At 60.4% G+C, this 20,526-nt stretch carries 14 protein-coding genes; 12 read left to right on the top strand and 2 right to left on the bottom strand.

Annotation, left to right across the window (positions count from 1 at the left end):
* The first annotated feature begins 126 nt into the window (after positions 1 to 126).
* From QMK51_RS02460 to choV, 3 genes are all read left to right on the top strand, one after another.
* The gene (locus tag QMK51_RS02460) at positions 127 to 1,074 is read left to right on the top strand and encodes a choline ABC transporter substrate-binding protein (RefSeq protein WP_320393076.1); all 948 of its coding nucleotides are present in this window, start codon (positions 127 to 129) and stop codon (positions 1,072 to 1,074) included.
* A gap of 65 nt (positions 1,075 to 1,139) precedes the next feature.
* Entirely contained in the window at positions 1,140 to 1,985 is an 846-nt protein-coding gene (gene choW / locus QMK51_RS02455; protein ID WP_105340880.1) for a choline ABC transporter permease subunit, read from the top strand.
* Entirely contained in the window at positions 1,982 to 3,160 is a 1,179-nt protein-coding gene (choV, locus tag QMK51_RS02450; RefSeq protein WP_258698715.1) for a choline ABC transporter ATP-binding protein, read from the top strand. Before choW ends, choV begins: the two co-directional genes overlap by 4 nt.
* 254 nt (positions 3,161 to 3,414) lie before the next feature.
* Here choV and QMK51_RS02445 read toward each other — a convergent pair whose 3' ends face one another.
* Positions 3,415 to 5,364, bottom strand: coding sequence for a BCCT family transporter (locus tag QMK51_RS02445; RefSeq protein ID WP_320394471.1), 1,950 nt, complete (start codon positions 5,362 to 5,364; stop codon positions 3,415 to 3,417).
* Between the two features lie 380 nt (positions 5,365 to 5,744).
* On the opposite strand from QMK51_RS02445, the gene betI reads away from it, so the two are divergent.
* The 9 genes from betI to yccS all read left to right on the top strand — a co-directional run bounded on the left by betI (position 5,745) and on the right by yccS (position 19,617).
* The gene (betI, locus tag QMK51_RS02440) at positions 5,745 to 6,338 is read left to right on the top strand and encodes a transcriptional regulator BetI (protein WP_258698714.1); all 594 of its coding nucleotides are present in this window, start codon (positions 5,745 to 5,747) and stop codon (positions 6,336 to 6,338) included.
* A 107-nt stretch (positions 6,339 to 6,445) separates the two neighbouring features.
* Complete coding sequence (gene betB, locus QMK51_RS02435; protein ID WP_320393075.1) at positions 6,446 to 7,918, top strand: betaine-aldehyde dehydrogenase; 1,473 nt, start codon at positions 6,446 to 6,448, stop codon at positions 7,916 to 7,918.
* 145 nt (positions 7,919 to 8,063) lie between these two features.
* Positions 8,064 to 9,767, top strand: coding sequence for a choline dehydrogenase (gene betA, locus QMK51_RS02430; RefSeq protein WP_258698712.1), 1,704 nt, complete (start codon positions 8,064 to 8,066; stop codon positions 9,765 to 9,767).
* Positions 9,768 to 10,049: 282 nt separating this feature from the next.
* Positions 10,050 to 11,492 (top strand): TldD/PmbA family protein, encoded by a 1,443-nt coding sequence (locus QMK51_RS02425; RefSeq protein ID WP_320393074.1) that lies wholly within the window; start codon positions 10,050 to 10,052, stop codon positions 11,490 to 11,492.
* Complete coding sequence (locus tag QMK51_RS02420) at positions 11,492 to 12,829, top strand: TldD/PmbA family protein (protein WP_320393073.1); 1,338 nt, start codon at positions 11,492 to 11,494, stop codon at positions 12,827 to 12,829. Before QMK51_RS02425 ends, QMK51_RS02420 begins: the two co-directional genes overlap by 1 nt.
* 189 nt (positions 12,830 to 13,018) lie before the next feature.
* Positions 13,019 to 14,446 carry a multidrug transporter subunit MdtD gene (mdtD, locus tag QMK51_RS02415; protein ID WP_320393072.1) on the top strand — a complete coding sequence of 476 codons (1,428 nt, stop codon included), beginning with the start codon at positions 13,019 to 13,021 and terminating at the stop codon, positions 14,444 to 14,446.
* Positions 14,447 to 14,551: 105 nt separating this feature from the next.
* Complete coding sequence (gene dbpA, locus QMK51_RS02410; RefSeq protein WP_258700644.1) at positions 14,552 to 15,889, top strand: ATP-dependent RNA helicase DbpA; 1,338 nt, start codon at positions 14,552 to 14,554, stop codon at positions 15,887 to 15,889.
* Positions 15,890 to 16,031: 142 nt separating this feature from the next.
* Entirely contained in the window at positions 16,032 to 17,210 is a 1,179-nt protein-coding gene (locus tag QMK51_RS02405) for an NAD(P)/FAD-dependent oxidoreductase (protein WP_320393071.1), read from the top strand.
* Positions 17,211 to 17,433: 223 nt separating this feature from the next.
* Positions 17,434 to 19,617: a YccS family putative transporter gene (gene yccS, locus QMK51_RS02400; RefSeq protein ID WP_320393070.1), complete on the top strand. Its 2,184-nt coding sequence runs from the start codon at positions 17,434 to 17,436 to the stop codon at positions 19,615 to 19,617.
* A 129-nt stretch (positions 19,618 to 19,746) separates the two neighbouring features.
* Here yccS and QMK51_RS02395 read toward each other — a convergent pair whose 3' ends face one another.
* Entirely contained in the window at positions 19,747 to 20,484 is a 738-nt protein-coding gene (locus QMK51_RS02395; protein WP_320393069.1) for a substrate-binding periplasmic protein, read from the bottom strand.
* Positions 20,485 to 20,526: the final 42 nt, after the last annotated feature.

The following is a 20,526-nucleotide window of genomic DNA, read 5'->3' as shown; positions in this document are numbered from 1 at the left end:
GATCGTATCGACTCGATTGCAAGGCGCCGTGGTAGAGCTGTCTCCAAAACGCCATCCAACCGCAACAGATAAGTGCGGTGGTCCAGTCGGAACACTGCCAAAAAAAACACCAAGGAGTCCCCCCTTATGAAAGGTTCCCCGTCGTTGTTGTTGGCCGCCATGCTGAGTCTGCCGTTCATGGCTCAAGCCGCAGAACCGGCCCAATGCAGTACCGTAAACTTCTCCGATGTCGGCTGGACGGACATTACCGCAACCACCGCGACCACCAGCGTTGTGCTCAACGCCCTCGGTTACAAGACCAAAACCACGATGATTTCCGTGCCGGTGACCTACAAGTCCCTGGCCGACGGCAAGAACATGGACGTCTTCCTGGGTAACTGGATGCCGACCATGGAAAACGACATCAAGGCCTATCGGGATGCCGGCACCGTGGAAACCGTGCGCACCAACCTCAAAGGCGCCAAATACACCCTCGCCGTGCCGCAAGCGCTGTACGACAAAGGGCTGCATGACTTTGCCGACATCGCCAAATTCAAGAAAGAACTCGACGGCAAGATCTACGGCATCGAGCCTGGCAACGACGGCAACCGTCTGATCCAGAGCATGATCGACAAAGACGCCTTCGGTCTCAAAACCGCCGGTTTCAAAGTCGTCGAGTCCAGCGAAGCGGGCATGCTGTCGCAAGTCGACCGCGCGCAAAAACGCGACACCGCTGTGGTGTTCCTCGGCTGGGCACCGCACCCGATGAACAAGCGCTTCAAGATTCAATACTTGACCGGTGGTGATGATTTCTTCGGCCCGGACTTTGGTGCCGCCACGGTTGCGACCAACACTCGCAAGGGTTATACCGAAGAATGCAGCAACGTCGGCCAACTGCTGAAAAACCTGGAATTTACCGTCGACATGGAAAGCTCTCTGATGGGCAACATCCTGGACGACAAGATGAAGCCTGACGCGGCCGCCAAGGCCTGGCTGAAAAAGAATCCACAGGTGCTCGATACCTGGCTGGCTGGCGTAACCACCATTGACGGTAAACCTGGCCTGGAGGCTGTGAAAGCCAAGCTCGCGCAGTAATGCTTATGCCGGGCGAGTTCGCTCGCCCGGGCTGTTTATTCCCTTGCATGCGGACGTTCACTACCATGCTGATTGATCAGAAAATCCCTTTAGGCCAGTACATCGCGGGCTTCGTTGAATGGTTGACGCAACACGGCGCCAGCACCTTCGACGCCATCGCCGTGTCACTGGAAACGATGATCCACGGCGTGACTTTTGCGCTGACCTGGTTCAACCCGCTGGCATTGATCGGCCTCATCGCGCTACTGGCACACTTCATTCAACGCAAATGGGGCCTGACCGTTTTCGTCATCGCCTCCTTTCTGCTGATCCTCAATCTGGGGTACTGGCAGGAAACCATGGAAACCCTCGCCCAGGTGCTGTTCGCCACCCTGGTGTGCGTGGTCATCGGCGTGCCGTTGGGCATCGTCGCCGCGCACAAACCGATGTTCTACACACTGATGCGTCCGGTGCTCGATCTGATGCAGACCGTACCGACCTTCGTGTACCTCATTCCTACCCTGACCCTCTTCGGTCTGGGTGTGGTCCCGGGCCTGATCTCGACGGTAGTGTTCGCGATTGCCGCGCCTATTCGCCTGACCTACCTGGGCATTCGCGATGTTCCACAGGAACTGATGGACGCCGGCAAAGCCTTCGGCTGCTCGCGTCGTCAACTGCTCTCACGGATTGAACTGCCTCACGCCATGCCAAGCATCGCGGCCGGCATCACCCAGTGCATCATGCTGTCGTTGTCGATGGTGGTGATCGCGGCACTGGTGGGCGCCGACGGTCTGGGCAAACCCGTGGTCAACGCACTGAACACTGCTGATATCGCCCTGGGCTTCGAAGCCGGCCTGGCGATCGTATTGCTGGCGATCATGCTCGACCGTATCTGCAAACAACCCGACGCTAAAGTAGGGGGTGACGCATGAGCATTATTCGCTTCGAAGACGTCGACGTAATCTTCTCCAAAGACCCGCGCGAGGCGCTCAAACTCCTCGACCAGGGCATGACCCGTGACCAGATCCTGAAAAAGACCGGGCAGATTGTCGGCGTTGAAAAAGCCAGCCTGGACATCGAAAAAGGCGAAATCTGCGTACTGATGGGCCTGTCCGGCTCCGGCAAATCCAGCCTGTTGCGCTGCATCAACGGCCTCAACACCGTCAGCCGTGGCAAGTTGTTCGTCGAGCACGAAGGCAAGCAGATCGACATCGCCTCCTGCACCCCCGCGGAACTGAAAATGATGCGCACCAAGCGCATCGCGATGGTGTTCCAGAAGTTCGCCCTGATGCCTTGGCTGACGGTGCGCGAGAACATCAGCTTCGGCCTGGAAATGCAGGGTCGCCCCGAGAAAGAACGCCGCAAACTGGTGGACGAGAAGCTTGAGCTGGTGGGCCTGACCCAGTGGCGCAACAAGAAACCCGATGAGCTGTCCGGTGGTATGCAGCAACGTGTGGGCCTGGCCCGCGCGCTGGCGATGGACGCCGACATCCTGCTGATGGACGAACCGTTCTCGGCCCTCGACCCGCTGATCCGCCAGGGCCTGCAAGACGAACTGCTGGAACTGCAAAACAAGCTCAGCAAAACCATCGTGTTCGTGAGCCACGACCTCGATGAAGCCCTGAAGCTCGGCAGCCGTATCGCGATCATGAAAGACGGCCGGATCATCCAGTACAGCAAGCCGGAAGAAATCGTCCTCAACCCTGCAGACGACTACGTGCGCACCTTCGTCGCCCACACCAATCCGCTGAACGTACTGTGCGGTCGCAGCCTGATGCGCACTCTGGACAACTGCAAACGTATCAACGGTTCGGTGTGCCTCGATCCGGGCGGCGACTCGTGGCTGGACCTGGCCGAAGGCAACACCATCAAAGGCGCACGCCAGAACGGCTCGAACCTGGACCTGCAGAACTGGATACCGGGGCAAGCGGTTGAAGGTTTGGGTCGTCGGCCAACACTGGTGGACTCCAACATCGGCATGCGCGATGCGCTGCAGATTCGCTACCAGACCGGCAACAAGCTGGTGCTGCATGACAACAACAAGGTGGTCGGGATTCTCGGCGACAGCGAGCTGTACCACGCGCTGCTCGGCAAGAACCTGGGGTAAGAGACAGCAGACACAAAAACGCCGCGAGAGAATCGCGGCGTTTTTGTTAGTGCAGATATTTATCTTGGAATACTGACAACTGTGGCGAGGGAGCTTGCTCCCGCTGGGTTGCGAAGCAGCCCAAAACCCAGACACTGCGGTATTTCAGAGAGATCGCGTTATCCGGATTTGCGACTGCTGCGCAGTCGAGCGGGAGCAAGCTCCCTCGCCACAATAGAACTGCGGTGCATCACTGCACCGCATCACCTCAAGTCTCAGCTATAAACCCGGCCTAGAAGCTGCCGATGGCTTTCAAACTGATCGAGCACGTCACGGGTGATCTGATCCTGAGTGAAGCCCATCAAGTCGTAATCCTGGCTGCCATTGTGCAGGTACACCTCGGCACGGTAGTAACGTGCGCGCGGTTCATCGGCACTTTCGGCCGACACCGTGTCGCTCGCCGCCGCCAGATAGCCGTCCAGGCTCACTTCGTAGACAAAAGGGTTGCCCTCCTCCATCTCTATCCGCAGGCCCATGCAACGTTTGGCCTTGCCCAGCAACGTTTGCACGTCCAGGCCCTTGCCACGCAGTTGAACCACGGCCTCTTCCAGCGCCGGGCTGACTTGCTTGTCCATGAAACGCTGAACGATCGACTGGTTCGGTTGCAGGTCCAACTGAGTCAAACGTTCGCTGAAACCACGACGACCACGCGCCGCCAGTTCCGCCTGCTCCTGTTCGATCTGCACGTCCTGGCGCATGGCCTTGTGCAAGCCGAACATGAAGAACACCAGCACCACCGAGAACGGCAGCCCCGCCAGCACCACCATGGTTTGCATGGCTTCGAAGTTACCGGCAAACAGCAGACCGATGGTCACCAGGGTGATCACCACCGACCAGAAAATCCGCAGCCAATGCGGTGCATCTTCGTCGACGTTGCCGCCCTTGCAGGAAAGGTTGGCCATCATCACCGCGCCGGAGTCCGCCGGGGTCAGGAACAGCACGAAACCGACAAAAATCGACACGCCGATCACGACCTTCGACGCCGGGTAATGCTCGAGCAACTGGTAGATTGCCATCGACGGCTGTTCGAGCGCCGTCTTCCCGAGTTCCACCGCCCCATGGTTCATCACCAGGTCCAGGGCCGAGTTACCGAAGATCGACAGCCATGCCAGGGTGAAGCCCAGCGGAATAAGCAGCACACCAGCCACCAGTTCACGCACCGTGCGACCCCGGGAAATACGCGCGATGAACATGCCGACGAATGGCGCCCAGGAAATCCACCAGGCCCAGTAGAACAGGGTCCACAGGCCCAACCAGCGGTCGGACTTCTCACTGTCGCCTTCATACACATAGAGGTCGAAGGTCTTCAGGACCGCACCGTTCAGGTAGTCGCCGATGTTTTGCACAAAGCCGTTGAGCAGGTGCAGGGTCGGGCCGAACAGCAGGACGAAAATCAGCAGACCGCTGAACAGCACGATGTTCAGGTTGGACAGACGGCGAATGCCGTTTTCCACGCCGGACACAGCGGCGATGGTCGCCACGGTGCTCATCACGATGATCACGATCAGCAGGTTAGTGTTGCTGTGTTCCATGCCGAACAGGTTTTCCAGCCCCGACGACACTTGCAGCGAACCGATCCCCAGGTTCGTCACCAGCCCCAGCAGGGTCACGAACATGCCGAAGCCGTCCACCGCATGACCGGCCGCGCCTTTGACCCAACGCTCGCCGACCAGCGGATACAGCGCCGAACGCAACGCCAGTGGCTGGTTATGACGATAGGCAAAGTACGCCACGGCCAGGCCGACCAGTGCGTAGATCGCCCAGCCATGCAGGCCCCAGTGCAGGAACGTCAGCTGCACCGCCTGACGTGCGGCAAGGTTACTGCCGGCCACGCCTTCCGGCGGATTGAAGTAGTGGTCCAGCGGCTCGGACGCACCGAAGTACAGCAAGGAAATGCCGATACCCGAGGAGAACAGCATCCCCGCCCAGGCGCCGTAGCTGAAGTCCGGGGTATCGTCCTTGCTGCCCAGCTTGAGCTTGCCGTAGGACGAAAACGCCAGGCCAACCACAAAAACCAGGTAAGCGGCGATCACCACCATGTAATACCAGCCGAAGCTGCGGGACAACCACGCCTGGGCAATGCCGAGCATTCTGCCGGCCGCTTGCGGGGCGATGATCAGAATGGCAGTTAATAGCAGGATCAACGCGGTAGAGGTGTAGAACACCCAACCGTTGACCGTCACCTTCTCGGGTGGGGTTTTTATTAGAGAGGCAGAACTCATGGCACAGATGCTCCAGGCAGTGCGAGAGAAGAACACAAGGCAACGCGTTACCCGACCAATCGGTTAGTTGGCAGCCGATCGGCGGGTGATATAAAGACACCCCGAAAAAAGCCCGAAACCCATGGAACGCCATTGCATGTGGGTTTCGAGCATTTTTAGATGTCGTTTTTCCGCCCACTACACGTAGGAAAAACCTGTAGGCAGCGACGAATTGTCGCAGATCTTATTCTTTGTTGATTGAACGTTCAATCAAAACAAAATAGACTGGCCCTCAACCCGGTAGGCGTATTTCGTCCACGGGAAGGCCTAAGGAGATGTGCAAGATGCCCAAGGTCGGTATGCAACCCATCCGCCGTCAGCAATTGATCGAAGCCACGTTACAGGCCGTCGATCAGGTCGGGATGGGGGACGCCAGCATTGCGCTGATCGCCCGTTTGGCCGGTGTCTCGAATGGCATCATCAGTCACTACTTTCAGGACAAGAACGGCCTGATCGCCGCCACGGCGCAGTATCTGATGAGTGTCCTCAGCGAGAACGTCACCGCGCGCCGTCAGGCGCTGGAGGACACCAGCCCACGGGCTCACCTCCAGGTGATTATCGAAGGCAACTTCGACGCCAGCCAGGTCAATGGCCCGGCAATGAAAACCTGGCTGGCCTTCTGGGCCACCAGCATGCACCACCCGTCTTTGCACAGGTTGCAGCGGATCAACGATCACCGTCTGTATTCCAACCTGTGCTGCCAGTTCCGCCGTGTGTTGCCGCTTGATCAAGCGCGTAGCGCCGCCCGCGGCCTGGCAGCCCTCATTGACGGTTTGTGGTTGCGCGGTGCGCTGTCGGGAGACGCTTTCGACACCGCGCAAGCGCACCAGATCGCTTACGAATACATGGATTTCCAATTGGCCAAGCAGGTGAGTTAGAGCACACATAATCGCTCAACCCCTGAACCGCTACCGACCGCGATGCCAATGCTATACGGCACGCCCGGTGGTCAACGCCAACCACTTAATGCACTTGCGAGGACACTATGGCCCGTTTCGAACTGCAAAAACTCTACATCGATGGCGGTTACTCCGACGCCAGCAGCGACGCCACCTTCGAAGCCATCAACCCGGCTAACGGTGAAGTCCTCGCAACCGTACAACGTGCGACCAAGGAAGACGTTGAGCGCGCTGTGGTCAGCGCCGAAAAGGGCCAGAAAATCTGGGCTGCAATGACCGCCATGGAGCGCTCGCGCATCCTGCGTCGCGCCGTGGACATCCTGCGCGAGCGCAACGATGAGCTGGCCGCCCTGGAAACCCTGGACACCGGCAAGGCGTACTCCGAAACCCGTTACGTCGACATCGTCACCGGCGCTGACGTGCTGGAGTACTACGCAGGCCTGGTGCCGGCCATCGAAGGCGAGCAGATCCCGCTGCGTACCACCTCTTTCGTCTACACCCGTCGCGAGCCGCTGGGCATCGTGGCCGGTATCGGCGCGTGGAACTACCCGATCCAGATCGCCCTGTGGAAATCCGCTCCAGCCCTGGCGGCCGGTAACGCAATGATCTTCAAGCCGAGCGAAGTCACCTCGCTGACGACCCTGAAGCTGGCCGAGATCTATACCGAAGCCGGCCTGCCGGCTGGCGTGTTCAACGTGTTGACCGGCAGTGGCCGTGAAGTCGGCACCTGGCTGACCGAGCACCCACGCATCGAGAAAGTCTCCTTCACCGGCGGCACCGACACCGGCAAGAAGGTGATGGCCAGCGCTTCCGCCTCGTCGCTCAAAGACGTGACCATGGAACTGGGCGGCAAATCCCCGCTGATCATTTTCGACGACGCCGATCTGGATCGCGCCGCCGACACCGCCATGATGGCCAACTTCTACAGCTCCGGTCAGGTCTGCACCAACGGCACTCGCGTGTTCGTCCCAAGCCACCTGAAAGCCGCGTTCGAAGCCAAGATCGTTGAGCGCGTTGCGCGCATCCGCGTCGGCAACCCGGAAGACGAAAACACCAACTTCGGTCCTCTGGTCAGCTTCGCCCACATGGAAAGCGTGCTGGGTTACATCGCCAAAGGTAAGGAAGAAGGCGCTCGCGTCCTGTGCGGCGGCAGCCGTCTGACCGACGGCGAATTCGCCAAAGGCGCGTTCGTGGCGCCGACCGTGTTCACCGACTGCACCGACGAGATGACCATCGTTCGCGAAGAGATCTTCGGCCCGGTGATGAGCATCCTGACCTACGAGACCGAAGAAGAAGTGATCCGTCGTGCCAACGACACCGAGTTCGGTTTGGCAGCTGGCGTTGTCACCAAAGACCTGAACCGCGCTCACCGCGTGATTCATCAACTGGAAGCCGGTATCTGCTGGATCAACGCCTGGGGCGAGTCCGACGCCAAGATGCCGGTCGGCGGCTACAAGCAGTCGGGCGTGGGCCGTGAGAACGGCATCAGCTCGCTGAACAACTTCACACGCATCAAATCGGTACAGGTCGAACTGGGCGATTACGCCTCGGTGTTCTAAGGCGGCATTTGCTTCGCCTGCGAGATCGCCTTCGCGAGCAGGCTCGCTCCCACAGAAGACTTCATTCCAATGTGGGAGCGAGCCTGCTCGCGATCGAGTGCGAAGCACTCGCCTGACCTGACCAACTTCAAAGAGGGTGCATTCAATGTCCCAAGAATTCGATTACATCATCATCGGTGCCGGCTCGGCCGGTAACACCCTGGCGACCCGTCTGACTGAAGACGAAGGCGTCACCGTCCTGCTGCTCGAAGCCGGCGGCCCGGACTACCGTCTGGATTTCCGTACGCAAATGCCGGCCGCCCTGGCCTTCCCGCTACAAGGTCGTCGCTACAACTGGGCTTACGAAACCGATCCGGAGCCACACATGGACGGCCGCCGGATGGAGTGCGGCCGCGGCAAGGGCCTGGGTGGTTCTTCGCTGATCAACGGCATGTGCTACATCCGTGGTAACGCGATGGACTACGACAACTGGTCGAAACTGCCCGGCCTGGAAGACTGGACCTACCTCGACTGCCTGCCGTATTTCCGCAAGGCGGAAACCCGTGACATCGGCCCGAACGACTACCACGGTGGCGACGGTCCGGTCAGCGTGACCACACCGAAAGCCGGCAACAATCCGCTGTTCCATGCGATGGTTGAAGCCGGCGTGCAAGCCGGTTACCCGCGTACCGAAGACCTGAACGGCTACCAGCAGGAAGGTTTCGGCCCGATGGACCGCACCGTGACGCCGAACGGCCGTCGTGCCAGTACCGCTCGCGGTTACCTGGACGTCGCCAAGAAGCGTTCGACCCTGACCATCGTCACCCACGCCCTGACCGACAAGATTCTGTTCGAAGGCAAGCGTGCGGTTGGCGTGCGTTACCTGATCGGCGCGGCTGAAGAGCGCGTTGAAGTCCGTGCCCGCAAGGAAGTGCTGCTGTGCTCCGGCGCCATCGCGTCGCCACAGATCCTGCAACGTTCCGGTGTCGGCCCGGCCGAACTGCTGAAAAAACTCGATATTCCGGTGGTTCATGACCTGCCAGGCGTCGGTGAAAACCTGCAGGATCACCTTGAGCTGTACCTGCAATACGCCTGCACCCAACCGGTCTCGCTGTACCCCTCGCTGCTGCTGCACAACCAACCGGCCATCGGCGCCGAGTGGCTGTTCAACGGCACCGGCATCGGCGCCAGCAACCAGTTCGAAGCCGGCGGTTTCATCCGCACCCGTCCGGAATTCGATTGGCCGAACATCCAGTACCACTTCCTGCCGGTGGCGATTAACTACAACGGCAGCAACGGTGTGAAAGAGCACGGCTTCCAGGCACACATGGGCTCCATGCGTTCGCCAAGCCGCGGTCGCATCCAGGCCAAGTCCAAGGATCCGCGCGAGTACCCGAGCATTCTGTTCAACTACATGGCCACCGAGCAGGACTGGCAGGAGTTCCGCGATGGCATCCGCCTGACCCGTGAAATCATGCAACAGCCTGCACTGGACGCCTTCCGTGGTCGCGAAATCAGCCCGGGCATCGACGTGCAAACCGACGAGCAACTGGACAAGTTCATCCGCGAGCACGCCGAAACCGCGTTCCACCCGTCCTGCTCGTGCAAGATGGGCACCGACGAGATGGCCGTGGTCGATGGCGAAGGTCGTGTGCATGGCATGCAGGCCCTGCGCGTGGTCGATGCCTCGATCATGCCGATCATCACCACGGGCAACCTGAACGCGCCAACGATCATGATGGCCGAGAAAATCGCCGACAAGATCCGCGGTCGCAAGCCACTGCCGCGCAGCAAGGCCAAATACTACGTGGCCGGTGATGCACCGGTGAAGGGCAAGCCATTGCGGGATGTGAGCCCTACTGCTCAGTAAGACAGTTAAGTTACACCGAGGCGCTGCCATCGCGAGCAGGCTCGCTCCCACAGAGGATCTTCAGTGAACACAGATTCTGTGAGCACCCAAGATTAAATGTGGGAGCGAGCCTGCTCGCGATGGGGCCCGATCAAACACCACACCTCTCCCGGTAATCCTTTCCTACACCGCTCCGCCCTTGATCCTACCCCCACGCAGGCCTAATCTAGTCCCCGCGCAAACGTTTCACCCTCCCCCTCGCAATACCGATACATCGCAACTCCATACCAAGGAGGTTCCCGAATGTTCGATTTCCACCCCCAGCTCAAGCAGCGTTTCGCTGCGTTGCGCACGGGCGCTGAATTTTTTTCGCTGCGATATGTACACGAGTCCGGCCAGTACCTGTCGGTGCGCAAGAACGTCGCCGAACCGCCGAGCCTGAGCCGGGACGAAGGGGCGATGCTGACTGTTCGGGTCAACGGCGTCGAAGCCTACGCCGCGACCAACGACCTGTCCCTGTCCGGCCTGCAAGCTGCACTGGAGAGGGCTGAGCAACAAGCCCGTCGACTCAAGCCCCACGCCCTGCTCGACCTGCGCGAGCAAGCCGTCTCCAGCGACCGCGCCGACTATTTCTCGCCCAACCTCGACCAGCCCTTCCCGACCCTGAGCGATTGCTACCTACTGCTCGGCGCCGAATCCGCCGCCGTGCCCAAGGACGAGCGACTGGTGAACTGGCAGGCGAGCATCGGTATCACCAACGTCGAGCAGATTTACCTCAACAGCGCCGGTGCCGAACTGCGCCAGGCCCAGCGCTTCGTCTACCCGAGCATGGACGTCACCGCCTACGACGGTAGCGACAGCCAGACCCGCACCCTGGGCCGCGAGAACTTCGGCCAGCAGGGCGGCTTTGATGTGATCAGCCGCTGCGGCCTGGTCGGCTGCGGCCCGAAAGTCGCCGATCAGGCGCTGCAATTGCTGCTGGCGCCGAACACCCCGCAAGGCCCGCGCGACCTGTTACTGATGCCCGACCAGATGATGCTGCAGATCCACGAGTCCATCGGTCATCCGCTGGAACTGGACCGCATCCTCGGCGACGAGCGCAATTACGCCGGCACCAGTTTCGTCAAGGCAGAAGACTTCGGCCGCCTGCAATACGGCTCCGCACTGCTCAACGTGACGTTCGACCCGGACATCCCCGAACAGCTCGCCAGCTACGGCCATGACGACGAAGGCACTGCCGCCAGCAAGCAATTTCTGATCAAGGAAGGTTTGTTGCTACGACCATTGGGCGGCGCACTCTCGCAGTTCCGAGCCGGCCTCGACGGTGTAGCCAACAGCCGCGCCTGCGGCTGGAACCGTCCGCCGATCGACCGTATGGCCAACCTCAACATCGAGCCCGGCGATCAGCCACTGGAACAACTGATCGGCAATATCGAGCACGGAATCTTGATGAGCACCAACCGTTCATGGTCCATCGACGATGCGCGCAACAAATTCCAGTTCGGCTGCGAATGGGGCCAGTTGATCGAAAACGGCGAACTCAAGGGCGTGGTGAAAAACCCGAATTACCGGGCGATTTCCGCACAATTCTGGAAAAGCCTCAGCGCCGTCGGCGACGCCAGCACCTTCAAAGTGCTGGGTACGCCGAACTGTGGCAAAGGCGAACCGAACCAGGTGATCCGCGTCGGCCATGCGTCGCCGGCCTGTGTGTTCAGCAACGTTGATGTGTTTGGGGGAGATGCCTGATGAGTACATTCAAAGGTCAGGCCGAGTCGTTTAAAACATTGGTCAACTGGCTGCGTGATGCGCTGCATGAGCCTGAACAATTCACCCTCAGCTACGCCGCCGAATCGTCGGCCTTCGTGCGCTTCAACCACGCCAAAGTGCGTCAGGCCGGGCAGGTGCAGCAGGCAAGCATCGGCTTCAAACTGATTAACGACGGCCGCCACGCCGACCTCGATATCACGTTGTCGGGCGATCCGGAAGTCGATCTTCAGCGTCTGACCGAGGGGCTGCAACAGTTGCGCGACACCCTGCCGTTGCTGCCTCAGGACCCGTACCTGCTGCTCAACCATGACGACTGGCAGAGCAACAACGTGCAGGATCATCCGCTGCCGGACACCGAGCAGGTGGTCGCTGAAATCACTCAGGCCGGCGAGGGGCTGGATCTGGTCGGCTTCTACGCTGCCGGGCCGATCAGTCGCGGTTTCGCCAGCTCTTCGGGCGCGTTCGGCTGGCATCAGGCCAACAGCTTCAACTTCGATTTCAGCCTGTTCCATGAAAACGGTCAGGCGGTGAAAGCCAGCTATGCCGGGCACGACTGGAACAGCGAAGGCTTTGCCCGGCGTTTCCAGCAGGCCCGCGAGCAGTTGGCGTTTCTGGGGCGGCCAACGCGCACGCTGGCGCCGGGTCAGTACCGCGCGTACCTCGCGCCGGCAGCCCTGGAAGAAATCATGGGCATGCTCAGTTGGGGTGGCTTCTCGGCGCAGTCGATTGCCAGCAAGAGCAGTCCGTTGCAGAAGCTCTACGGTGGCGACAGCTCATTCAGCCCGTTGGTGTCTCTGGATGAAAAAGTCAGCGGTTCCCTGAGCCCGGCGTTTTCAGGCGAAGGTTATCCGCGCAGTGATCTGAGCCTGATTGTCGAGGGCAAGGCCGGCGCACAACTGGTCGGCTCACGCAGCGCCGCCGAATACGATTTGACCGCCAACGGTGCCAGCGGCGGTGAAGCGCCGAGTGCGTTGAACATGGCGGCCGGGGTGTTGCCTGATGCCGAGATTCTCAAGCAACTGGGCACCGGTTTGTACATCAGCAACCTGTGGTACCTGAACTACTCGGACCAACCGGCGGCACGCCTGACCGGCATGACGCGATTTGCGACCTTCTGGGTCGAGAACGGCGAGATTCAGGCGCCGGTCAGCACCATGCGTTTCGATGACAGCGCCTACAGCTTGCTGGGTTCGCAGCTGGAAGCGTTGACCGAGGAACGCGAGTTGATGTTGTCGGCCAGCACGTACAGTCAGCGGGCGACTGCTTCGGCGTTGTTGCCCGGTGCGCTCGTCAGCCGATTGACCCTGACCCTGTAAACACAAAACTGTGGCGAGGGAGCTTGCTCCCGCTGGGTTGCGAAGCGACCCCCTAGATCGGCAAACGCGTTCTATCAGACATACCGCATTCGCCGGATTTACGACTGCTACGCAGCCGAGCGGGAGCAAGCTCCCTCGCCACAGGGTTCAGCGCCAGCCACGAATCTGCATTAACCCACAAGAGGCCCCATGCCCAACCGCCCACCTCTCGACGCTGTCACCGCCCGCTGGTTGCCGTGGGTCGTCGCCATTGCCTTCTTCATGCAGTCCCTCGACGGGACAATCCTCAACACCGCCCTCCCCGCCATGGCCCGAGACCTGGCCGAAGACCCGCTGCGCATGCAGGGGGTGATCATCGCCTACATGCTCACCGTCGCGTTACTGATCCCCGCCTCCGGCTGGATCGCCGACCGTTTCGGCACCAAAAAAATCTTCTTCGGCGCCATCCTGTTGTTCAGCATCGGCTCATTGCTCTGCGCCTTGTCGAGCACTCTGAGCATGCTGATCGGTGCCCGGGTGATCCAGGGCCTGGGCGGCGCCTTGATGCTGCCGGTCGGACGATTGGTGGTGCTGCGTGCGTATCCGCGCTCGGAGCTGGTGCGAATCATGGGGTTCATTACCATCCCTGGCCTGCTCGGCCCGCTGATCGGCCCGACCATGGGCGGCTGGATGGTGCAATACCTGACCTGGCACTGGATCTTCCTGATCAACCTGCCGGTGGGCGTCCTCGGTTGCTACGCGGTATGGAAATTCATTCCCGACCTGCGCGGCAGTGAACGCACCCGCTTCGATAGCCTGGGCTTCTTGCTGTTCGGCGCGGCGATGGTGCTGATCACCATCGCCATGGAAGGCCTCGGCGAACTGCGTCTGCCGCACTTGCGGGTGATGTTGCTGTTGTTTGCCGGCATGGCGTGTCTGGCGGCCTATTGGCTGCGGGCCGGGCACATCGACAATCCGCTGTTTGCGCCATCGCTGTTCAAGACCCGGACCTTCGCCGTGGGCATCCTCGGCAACCTGTTCGCCCGGTTGGGCAGCGGCGCATTGCCGTTCCTGGTGCCGTTGCTGCTGCAAGTGGCGCTGGGCTATTCGCCGTCACAGGCCGGGATGAGCATGCTGCCCCTGGCCGCGGCGGCGATGGTCGCCAAATCGGTGGCGCGGCCGTTGATCGAACGTTTCGGCTACCGCATCGTGCTGACCGGCAACACACTGGCGCTGGGAATCATGCTGGCAAGCATGGGCCTGGTCAGCGAGCAGACGCCGTATTGGCTGCTGCTGGCCCAGTTGGCGATTCTGGGGGCGATCAACTCCTTGCAGTTCACCGCGATGAACACCGTCACCCTGATCGACCTCGATGACGCCAGCGCCAGCAGCGGCAACAGTTTGCTGTCGGTGGTCGCGCAACTGTCCCTGAGCCTCGGCGTGGCCTGCGCGGGTGCCCTGCTCGGCGGCTTCACGGCGGAGATCGGCAATGACGGCGTGGACACGGTTCTGGGCGCGTTCCAGCTGACGTTCGTGACGGTCGGAGTCATGGCGATGCTGGCTGCAACCATCTTCTCGCAGCTGTCGAGAGAAGACGGACGGCGCGTCAAACGTCCGGAACAGCACATAGAGCCTTAGGGCGAATGGCCATGGGACTGATACACTGCGCGACATTTTGTTTTGCAGGCCAGTCCCGTGACCACCATCGCCACCGCTTTTAATACTTTGCCGCTGTCCGCCGCCATGCTGGCTAACCTCGACTCCCTCGGTTATGCCCAGATGACGCCGATCCAGGCGCAAAGCTTGCCGGTGATCCTCAAGGGGATGGACCTGATCGCCCAGGCCAAGACCGGCAGCGGCAAGACCGCGGCCTTCGGTATCGGCCTGTTGAACCCGATCAATCCGCGCTTTTTCGGTTGCCAGGCGCTGGTCATCTGCCCGACCCGTGAGCTGGCCGACCAGGTTGCCAAGGAAATCCGCCGTCTGGCCCGTTCCGAAGACAACATCAAGGTCCTGACCCTGTGTGGCGGCGTGTCGTTCGGTCCGCAGATCGGTTCGCTGGAACACGGCGCGCACATCATCGTCGGCACCCCGGGGCGCATTCAGCAGCACCTGCGCAAGGGTTCGCTGGTACTCCACGGCCTGAACACCCTGATCCTCGACGAAGCCGACCGCATGCTCGACATGGGCTTCTACGATTCCATCGAAGAAATCATCGCCCAGTGCCCGGAACGTCGCCAGACCCTGCTGTTCTCTGCCACTTACCCAGTAGGCATCAAGCAGTTGGCCTCGAAATTCATGCGTAACCCGCAGCAAGTGAAGGCCGAGGCATTCCACGACGACACCCAGATCGAACAACGCTTCTACGAGATTTCCCCGGAAGAGCGCATGGACGCCGTGGTTAAAGTCCTCGCGCATCATCGTCCGGCTTCCTGCGTCGCGTTCTGCTTCACCAAGCAGCAGGTTCAGGAAACCGTCGATCACCTGACCGCCAAAGGCATTTCCGCAGTAGGCCTGCACGGCGATCTGGAACAGCGTGACCGCGACCAGGTCTTGGCGATGTTCGCCAACCGCAGTACGTCGGTACTGGTTGCCACCGACGTCGCCGCGCGCGGTCTGGATATCGATGCGCTGGACATGGTGATCAACGTCGAACTGGCCCGTGACTCGGAAATCCACATTCACCGCGTTGGCCGTACCGGTCGTGCCGGTGAGAAAGGTATCGCGATCAGCCTGGTCGCTCCGTCCGAAGCCCATCGCGCCCAGGCTATCGAGCAACTGCAGAAGTCGCCGCTGAGCTGGGATCAGCTGGACAACCTGAAATCCCAGGGCGGCGCACCGCTGCTACCGGTAATGAGCACGCTGTGCATTGGTGCGGGCCGTAAAGACAAGGTGCGTCCGGGTGACATTCTCGGCGCACTGACCGGCGACGCCGGTATTCCGGGCGCTCAGGTCGGCAAGATCGCGATTTTCGACTTCCAGGCGTATGTGGCTGTGGAACGTGGAATCGCCAAGCAAGCCTTGCAACGCCTGAACGACGGTAAAATCAAAGGCCGCTCGTTGCGCGTGCGCATTCTGTAAGGACACTGTATTCCCCTGTGGGAGCGAGCCTGCTCGCGATGGCGGACTGTCAAACAACATCTATGTTGAATGTGCAGGCCTCATCGCGAGCAGGCTCGCTCCCACAGTTTGTTTTGTGGCGACACATCAAGAGGACACCGTTTTGCGTTCTACCGAAGTCGTGATCATTGGCGCTGGCGCCGCAGGGTTGATGTGTGCGCTGACCGCCGCCGGGCGCGGGCGCAAGGTGATGTTGCTTGACCACGCGAACAAGGCCGGCAAGAAAATCCTGATGTCGGGCGGTGGCCGCTGCAATTTCACCAACATGTACACCGAACCGGGCAATTTCCTCTCGCAAAACGCACATTTCTGCAAATCCGCCCTGGCGCGCTATACCCAATGGGACTTCATCGGCATGGTCGCCAAGCATGGTGTGCCGTACCACGAGAAAAAACTCGGTCAGCTGTTCTGCGACAACAAATCCAGCGACATCCTTGAGATGCTGCTCAACGAATGCGACCAGGTCGGCGTGAGCTTGCACCTGGACACCTCGATCCAGACCATCGAAAAACTCGAAAGCGGCTACCTGCTGGACACCACGCTGGGCCAGATCACCTGCGAATCCCTGGTGATCGCCACCGGCGGCCTGTCGATTCCGACCCTCGGCGCCACCGGCTTCGGTTATCAAGTCGCCAAGCAGTTTGGCCACGACTTGCTGCCGACCCGCGCAGGCTTGGTGCCGTTCACCATCACCGATCAGCTCAAGGCGCTTTGCACCGAGCTGTCCGGCACCTCGGTGGACTGCCTGGTGAGCTGCAACGACCAGAGCTTTCGCGAGAACATCCTGTTCACCCACCGTGGCCTCAGCGGTCCGGCGATTTTGCAGATTTCTTCGTTCTGGGAGTCCGGCGACACGGTAGAGATCAACCTGATGCCGGACCACGACGTGCCGACCTGGCTGCAACAACAGCAGGCCGAACGCCCGAACAGCGAGTTGAAAACCCTGCTCGGTGAAATCTTCACCAAGAAGATGGCCAACCTGCTCGCGGACAACTGGTTTGTCTCCAAACCGATGAAGCAGTACACCCACGCCGAACTGGCGGATATCGCCGAAAAACTGGCGAGCTGGAAAGTCGTACCGGCCGGCACTGAAGGCTACCGCACTGCCGAAGTAACCCTGGGCGGCGTCGACACGCGTGAAGTGTCGTCCAAGACCATGGAATCGCTGAAGAGCCCCGGTTTGTATTTCATCGGCGAAGTGCTCGACGTCACCGGGCATCTCGGCGGCTTCAACTTCCAGTGGGCCTGGGCCTCCGGTTACGCGGCCGCGCAGTACGTCTGACTCAACCAATAACCTGTGGGAGCGAGCCTGCTCGCGATAGCGGTCTGACAGTCGACATCAATGTTGAATGTGCCGGCCTCATCGCGAGCAGGCTCGCTCCCACATTTGTTATGCGTTGATCTCTGAAGGAACAGATTTTGCTGTCAGATGTGATCGGCGCCATTGCGTCGGCGTCATTAGTGGCTCAATTTAGCGTCATTGCCTCGGAAGGCCTTCGCACTTCATGCCATCGACCACATTTCGTCAGTCTCTGCGTCGCCTCTGGGCGCTGGATAAATTCAGTTATAGCGTGCGGGTATTCATCGCCCTGACCGGCAGCATGGTGCTGTGTTGGTATCAGGATCAAATGGGGCTGCTGATCCCGTTGTTCCTGGGAATCATCGCCAGCGCCCTGGCCGAAACCGACGACAGCTGGCAGGGTCGCCTCAATGCGCTGGCCGTGACGCTGGTGTGTTTTATGGTCGCCGCCCTGTCCGTCGAACTGCTCTTCCCCTACCCCATCCTCTTTATCATCGCCTTCGCACTGGCCAGCTTCTGTCTGACCATGCTTGGCGCGTTGGGCGAACGTTATGGCGCGATTGCTTCGGCGACACTGATTCTGTCGGTCTACACCATGATCGGCGTGGACCAGCGCGGCGGCGCAGTCACCGATTTCTGGCACGAGCCGGTGCTGCTGGTGGCCGGTGCGGCGTGGTATGGCTTGCTCTCGGTGCTGTGGCAGGCGATGTTTTCCAACCAGCCGGTGCAGCAGAGCCTGGCGCGACTGTTCCGTGAATTGGGTTATTACCTGAAACTGAAGTCGTCGCTGTTCGAGCCGATCCGGCAGATGGATGTAGAGGCGCGACGACTGGAACTGGCCCAGCAGAACGGTCGTGTGGTTGCTGCATTGAACGCTGCCAAGGAAATCATTCTGCACCGGGTCGGCGATGGCCGGCCAGGCTCGAAGCTCAGCCGCTACCTGAAGCTGTACTTCCTCGCCCAGGACATTCACGAGCGCGCCAGTTCTTCGCACTACCCCTACAACGCTCTGGCCGAAGCGTTCTTCCACAGCGACGTGCTGTTCCGCTGTCAGCGCCTGCTGCGCCAGCAAGGCAAGGCTTGCCGCGCACTGGCCGAGTCGATCCAGATGCGTCAGCCGTTCACTTATGACGCAAGCTTCGCCGAGGCCCTGAGCGACCTGCACGCCTCCCTCGAACACCTGCGCATCCAGAGCAATCCGGCCTGGCGCGGTCTGTTGCGTTCGCTGCGGGCACTGGCCGCCAACCTCGGCACCCTTGACCGTTTGCTCAGCGACGCCAGCAACCCCGATGCGCTCGCAGACGCCACCGACAGCAGTCTGCTCGACCGCTCACCCCGCAGCCTCAAGGATGTCTGGATACGCTTGCGCACACAGCTGACGCCGACATCCTTGCTGTTCCGCCACGCCCTGCGCCTGCCCCTGGCGTTGAGCATCGGCTACGCGATGGTGCATTTGATCCACCCCTCGCAAGGTTACTGGATCATCCTCACCACGCTGTTTGTCTGTCAGCCGAACTACGGCGCCACCCGCCGTAAACTTGGCCAGCGGATTATCGGCACCGCCATCGGCCTGACCGTGGCCTGGGCGCTGTTCGATCTATTCCCGAACCCGTTGATCCAGTCGAGCTTCGCCATCGTTGCCGGGGTGGTGTTCTTTACCAACCGCACCACCCGCTACACCTTGGCGACTGCCGCAATCACGATCATGGTGCTGTTCTGCTTCAACCAGGTGGGGGACGGTTACGGGCTGCTCCTGCCGCGACTGTTCGATACCTTGCTCGGCAGCCTGATCGCCGGACTGGCGGTGTTCCTGTTTCTGCCGGACTGGCAGGGTCGACGCCTGAACAAAGTGCTGGCCAATACCCTGACCTGCAACAGCATTTACCTGCGCCAGATCATGCAGCAATACGCCGTCGGTAAAAGCGACGACCTGGCTTATCGCCTCGCCCGACGTAACGCGCACAACGCCGACGCCGCATTGTCGACGACGCTGGCCAACATGCTGATGGAGCCGGGGCATTTCCGTAAGGAAGCGGATGTCGGTTTCCGATTCCTGGTGCTGTCGCACACCTTGCTCAGCTATTTGTCGGGGTTGGGCGCGCACCGCGAAACCCAATTACCGTCGGACGTGCGTGCGCATTTGATCGACGGTGCCGGCGTGAGCCTGGCCGCCAGCATCGACGAAATCGCCCAGGGCCTGGCGAGTAAACAACCGATTGAGATTCAGAGCGATGAGGAAGAAGCGCTGGCCAACGGGCTGGAGCAAATGCCGGATGAAATCGATGAAGGCCAGCGGTTGGTGCAGACGCAACTGGCGTTGATCTGCCGGCAACTGGGGCCGTTGCGGACGTTGGCGGCGCATCTCATTAAAGACACCAGCGAAACCTGAGATTTGTAGTGACTGGACTGACCTCTTCGCGAGCAAGCCCGCTCCCACATTGGAATGCGTACTCCTGTGAGAGCGGGCTTGCTCACGAAAAGGCCATCCGCCTCACCACAAAACCCGGATCAACCCACCTCACATCCCATGCTGCCTGAGCAACTTGTCATAACTCCCATCGGCCTTCATCGCCGCAATCTCGCGGTCGAAACCGGCGACGATCTGTTCATGCTGCGGATTCTTCAGGCTCACCAGAATGTGCAGGCTGTTCTCGCTCAACGGCTTGGGTAAAAACTCCACGGCATTGCGCACTTTGGACGATTCCCGAGCGAGGTAATACTTGGCGACGAACTCATCTTCCAGGGTCAGCTTGACCCGGTCGGCCGCGACCATGCGCACGGCCATGGCGAAGTTATGCACCGGGACTTTCTGCAGCGACACATCATCGTCAAACTCGTGCGAATAGGCATAACCGCGTACCACCGCTATCGGGTAGGTGTGCAGTTGTTGCAGGTTGTTGAATTCGATCGGCGCGTCTTTACGCTTGAGAAAGCGCACACGGTTGAGCAGGTACTCACCAGAAAACTGCCCCAGCTTCGTGCGCTCGTCGGCGTACCAGGCGTTGACCAGCACGTCGTAACGCCCCTCGCCGACCCCAAACAAAGCTCGCGCCCACGGCACCTGTTCGAAATCACTGGCATAACCGGCCCGGGCCAGCGCGGTACTGACGATGTCCGTGGCCAATCCGCCATTGACCAGCGTGGCGTCGGTAAAAGGTGGCCAGGCATCAGCTACCAAACGCAGCTTTTCCGCTGCCGCGCTCTGTGTCAGCAACAGCAATCCAATCCAAGCAAACGCTCGATGTAATCGCGGCATGCCAGAAAATCCTTAGCGGGCGGGCTGCCCGACGTCTTTTTC

The organism is Pseudomonas sp. P9_31 (assembly GCF_034008235.1).
GTDB lineage: Bacteria > Pseudomonadota > Gammaproteobacteria > Pseudomonadales > Pseudomonadaceae > Aquipseudomonas.
Note: the sequence above shows the minus strand (reverse complement) of the source record. Positions and strands in the feature narration are given on the sequence as shown.

Coding starts and splice junctions, on each gene's coding strand:
- QMK51_RS02460 (WP_320393076.1), top strand. CDS start 127: ATGAAAGGTTCCCCGTCGTTGTTGTTGGCCGCCATGCTGAGTCTGCCG.
- choW (WP_105340880.1), top strand. CDS start 1,140: ATGCTGATTGATCAGAAAATCCCTTTAGGCCAGTACATCGCGGGCTTC.
- choV (WP_258698715.1), top strand. CDS start 1,982: ATGAGCATTATTCGCTTCGAAGACGTCGACGTAATCTTCTCCAAAGAC.
- betI (WP_258698714.1), top strand. CDS start 5,745: ATGCCCAAGGTCGGTATGCAACCCATCCGCCGTCAGCAATTGATCGAA.
- betB (WP_320393075.1), top strand. CDS start 6,446: ATGGCCCGTTTCGAACTGCAAAAACTCTACATCGATGGCGGTTACTCC.
- betA (WP_258698712.1), top strand. CDS start 8,064: ATGTCCCAAGAATTCGATTACATCATCATCGGTGCCGGCTCGGCCGGT.
- QMK51_RS02425 (WP_320393074.1), top strand. CDS start 10,050: ATGTTCGATTTCCACCCCCAGCTCAAGCAGCGTTTCGCTGCGTTGCGC.
- QMK51_RS02420 (WP_320393073.1), top strand. CDS start 11,492: ATGAGTACATTCAAAGGTCAGGCCGAGTCGTTTAAAACATTGGTCAAC.
- mdtD (WP_320393072.1), top strand. CDS start 13,019: ATGCCCAACCGCCCACCTCTCGACGCTGTCACCGCCCGCTGGTTGCCG.
- dbpA (WP_258700644.1), top strand. CDS start 14,552: ATGCTGGCTAACCTCGACTCCCTCGGTTATGCCCAGATGACGCCGATC.
- yccS (WP_320393070.1), top strand. CDS start 17,434: ATGCCATCGACCACATTTCGTCAGTCTCTGCGTCGCCTCTGGGCGCTG.
- QMK51_RS02395 (WP_320393069.1), bottom strand. CDS start 20,484: ATGCCGCGATTACATCGAGCGTTTGCTTGGATTGGATTGCTGTTGCTG.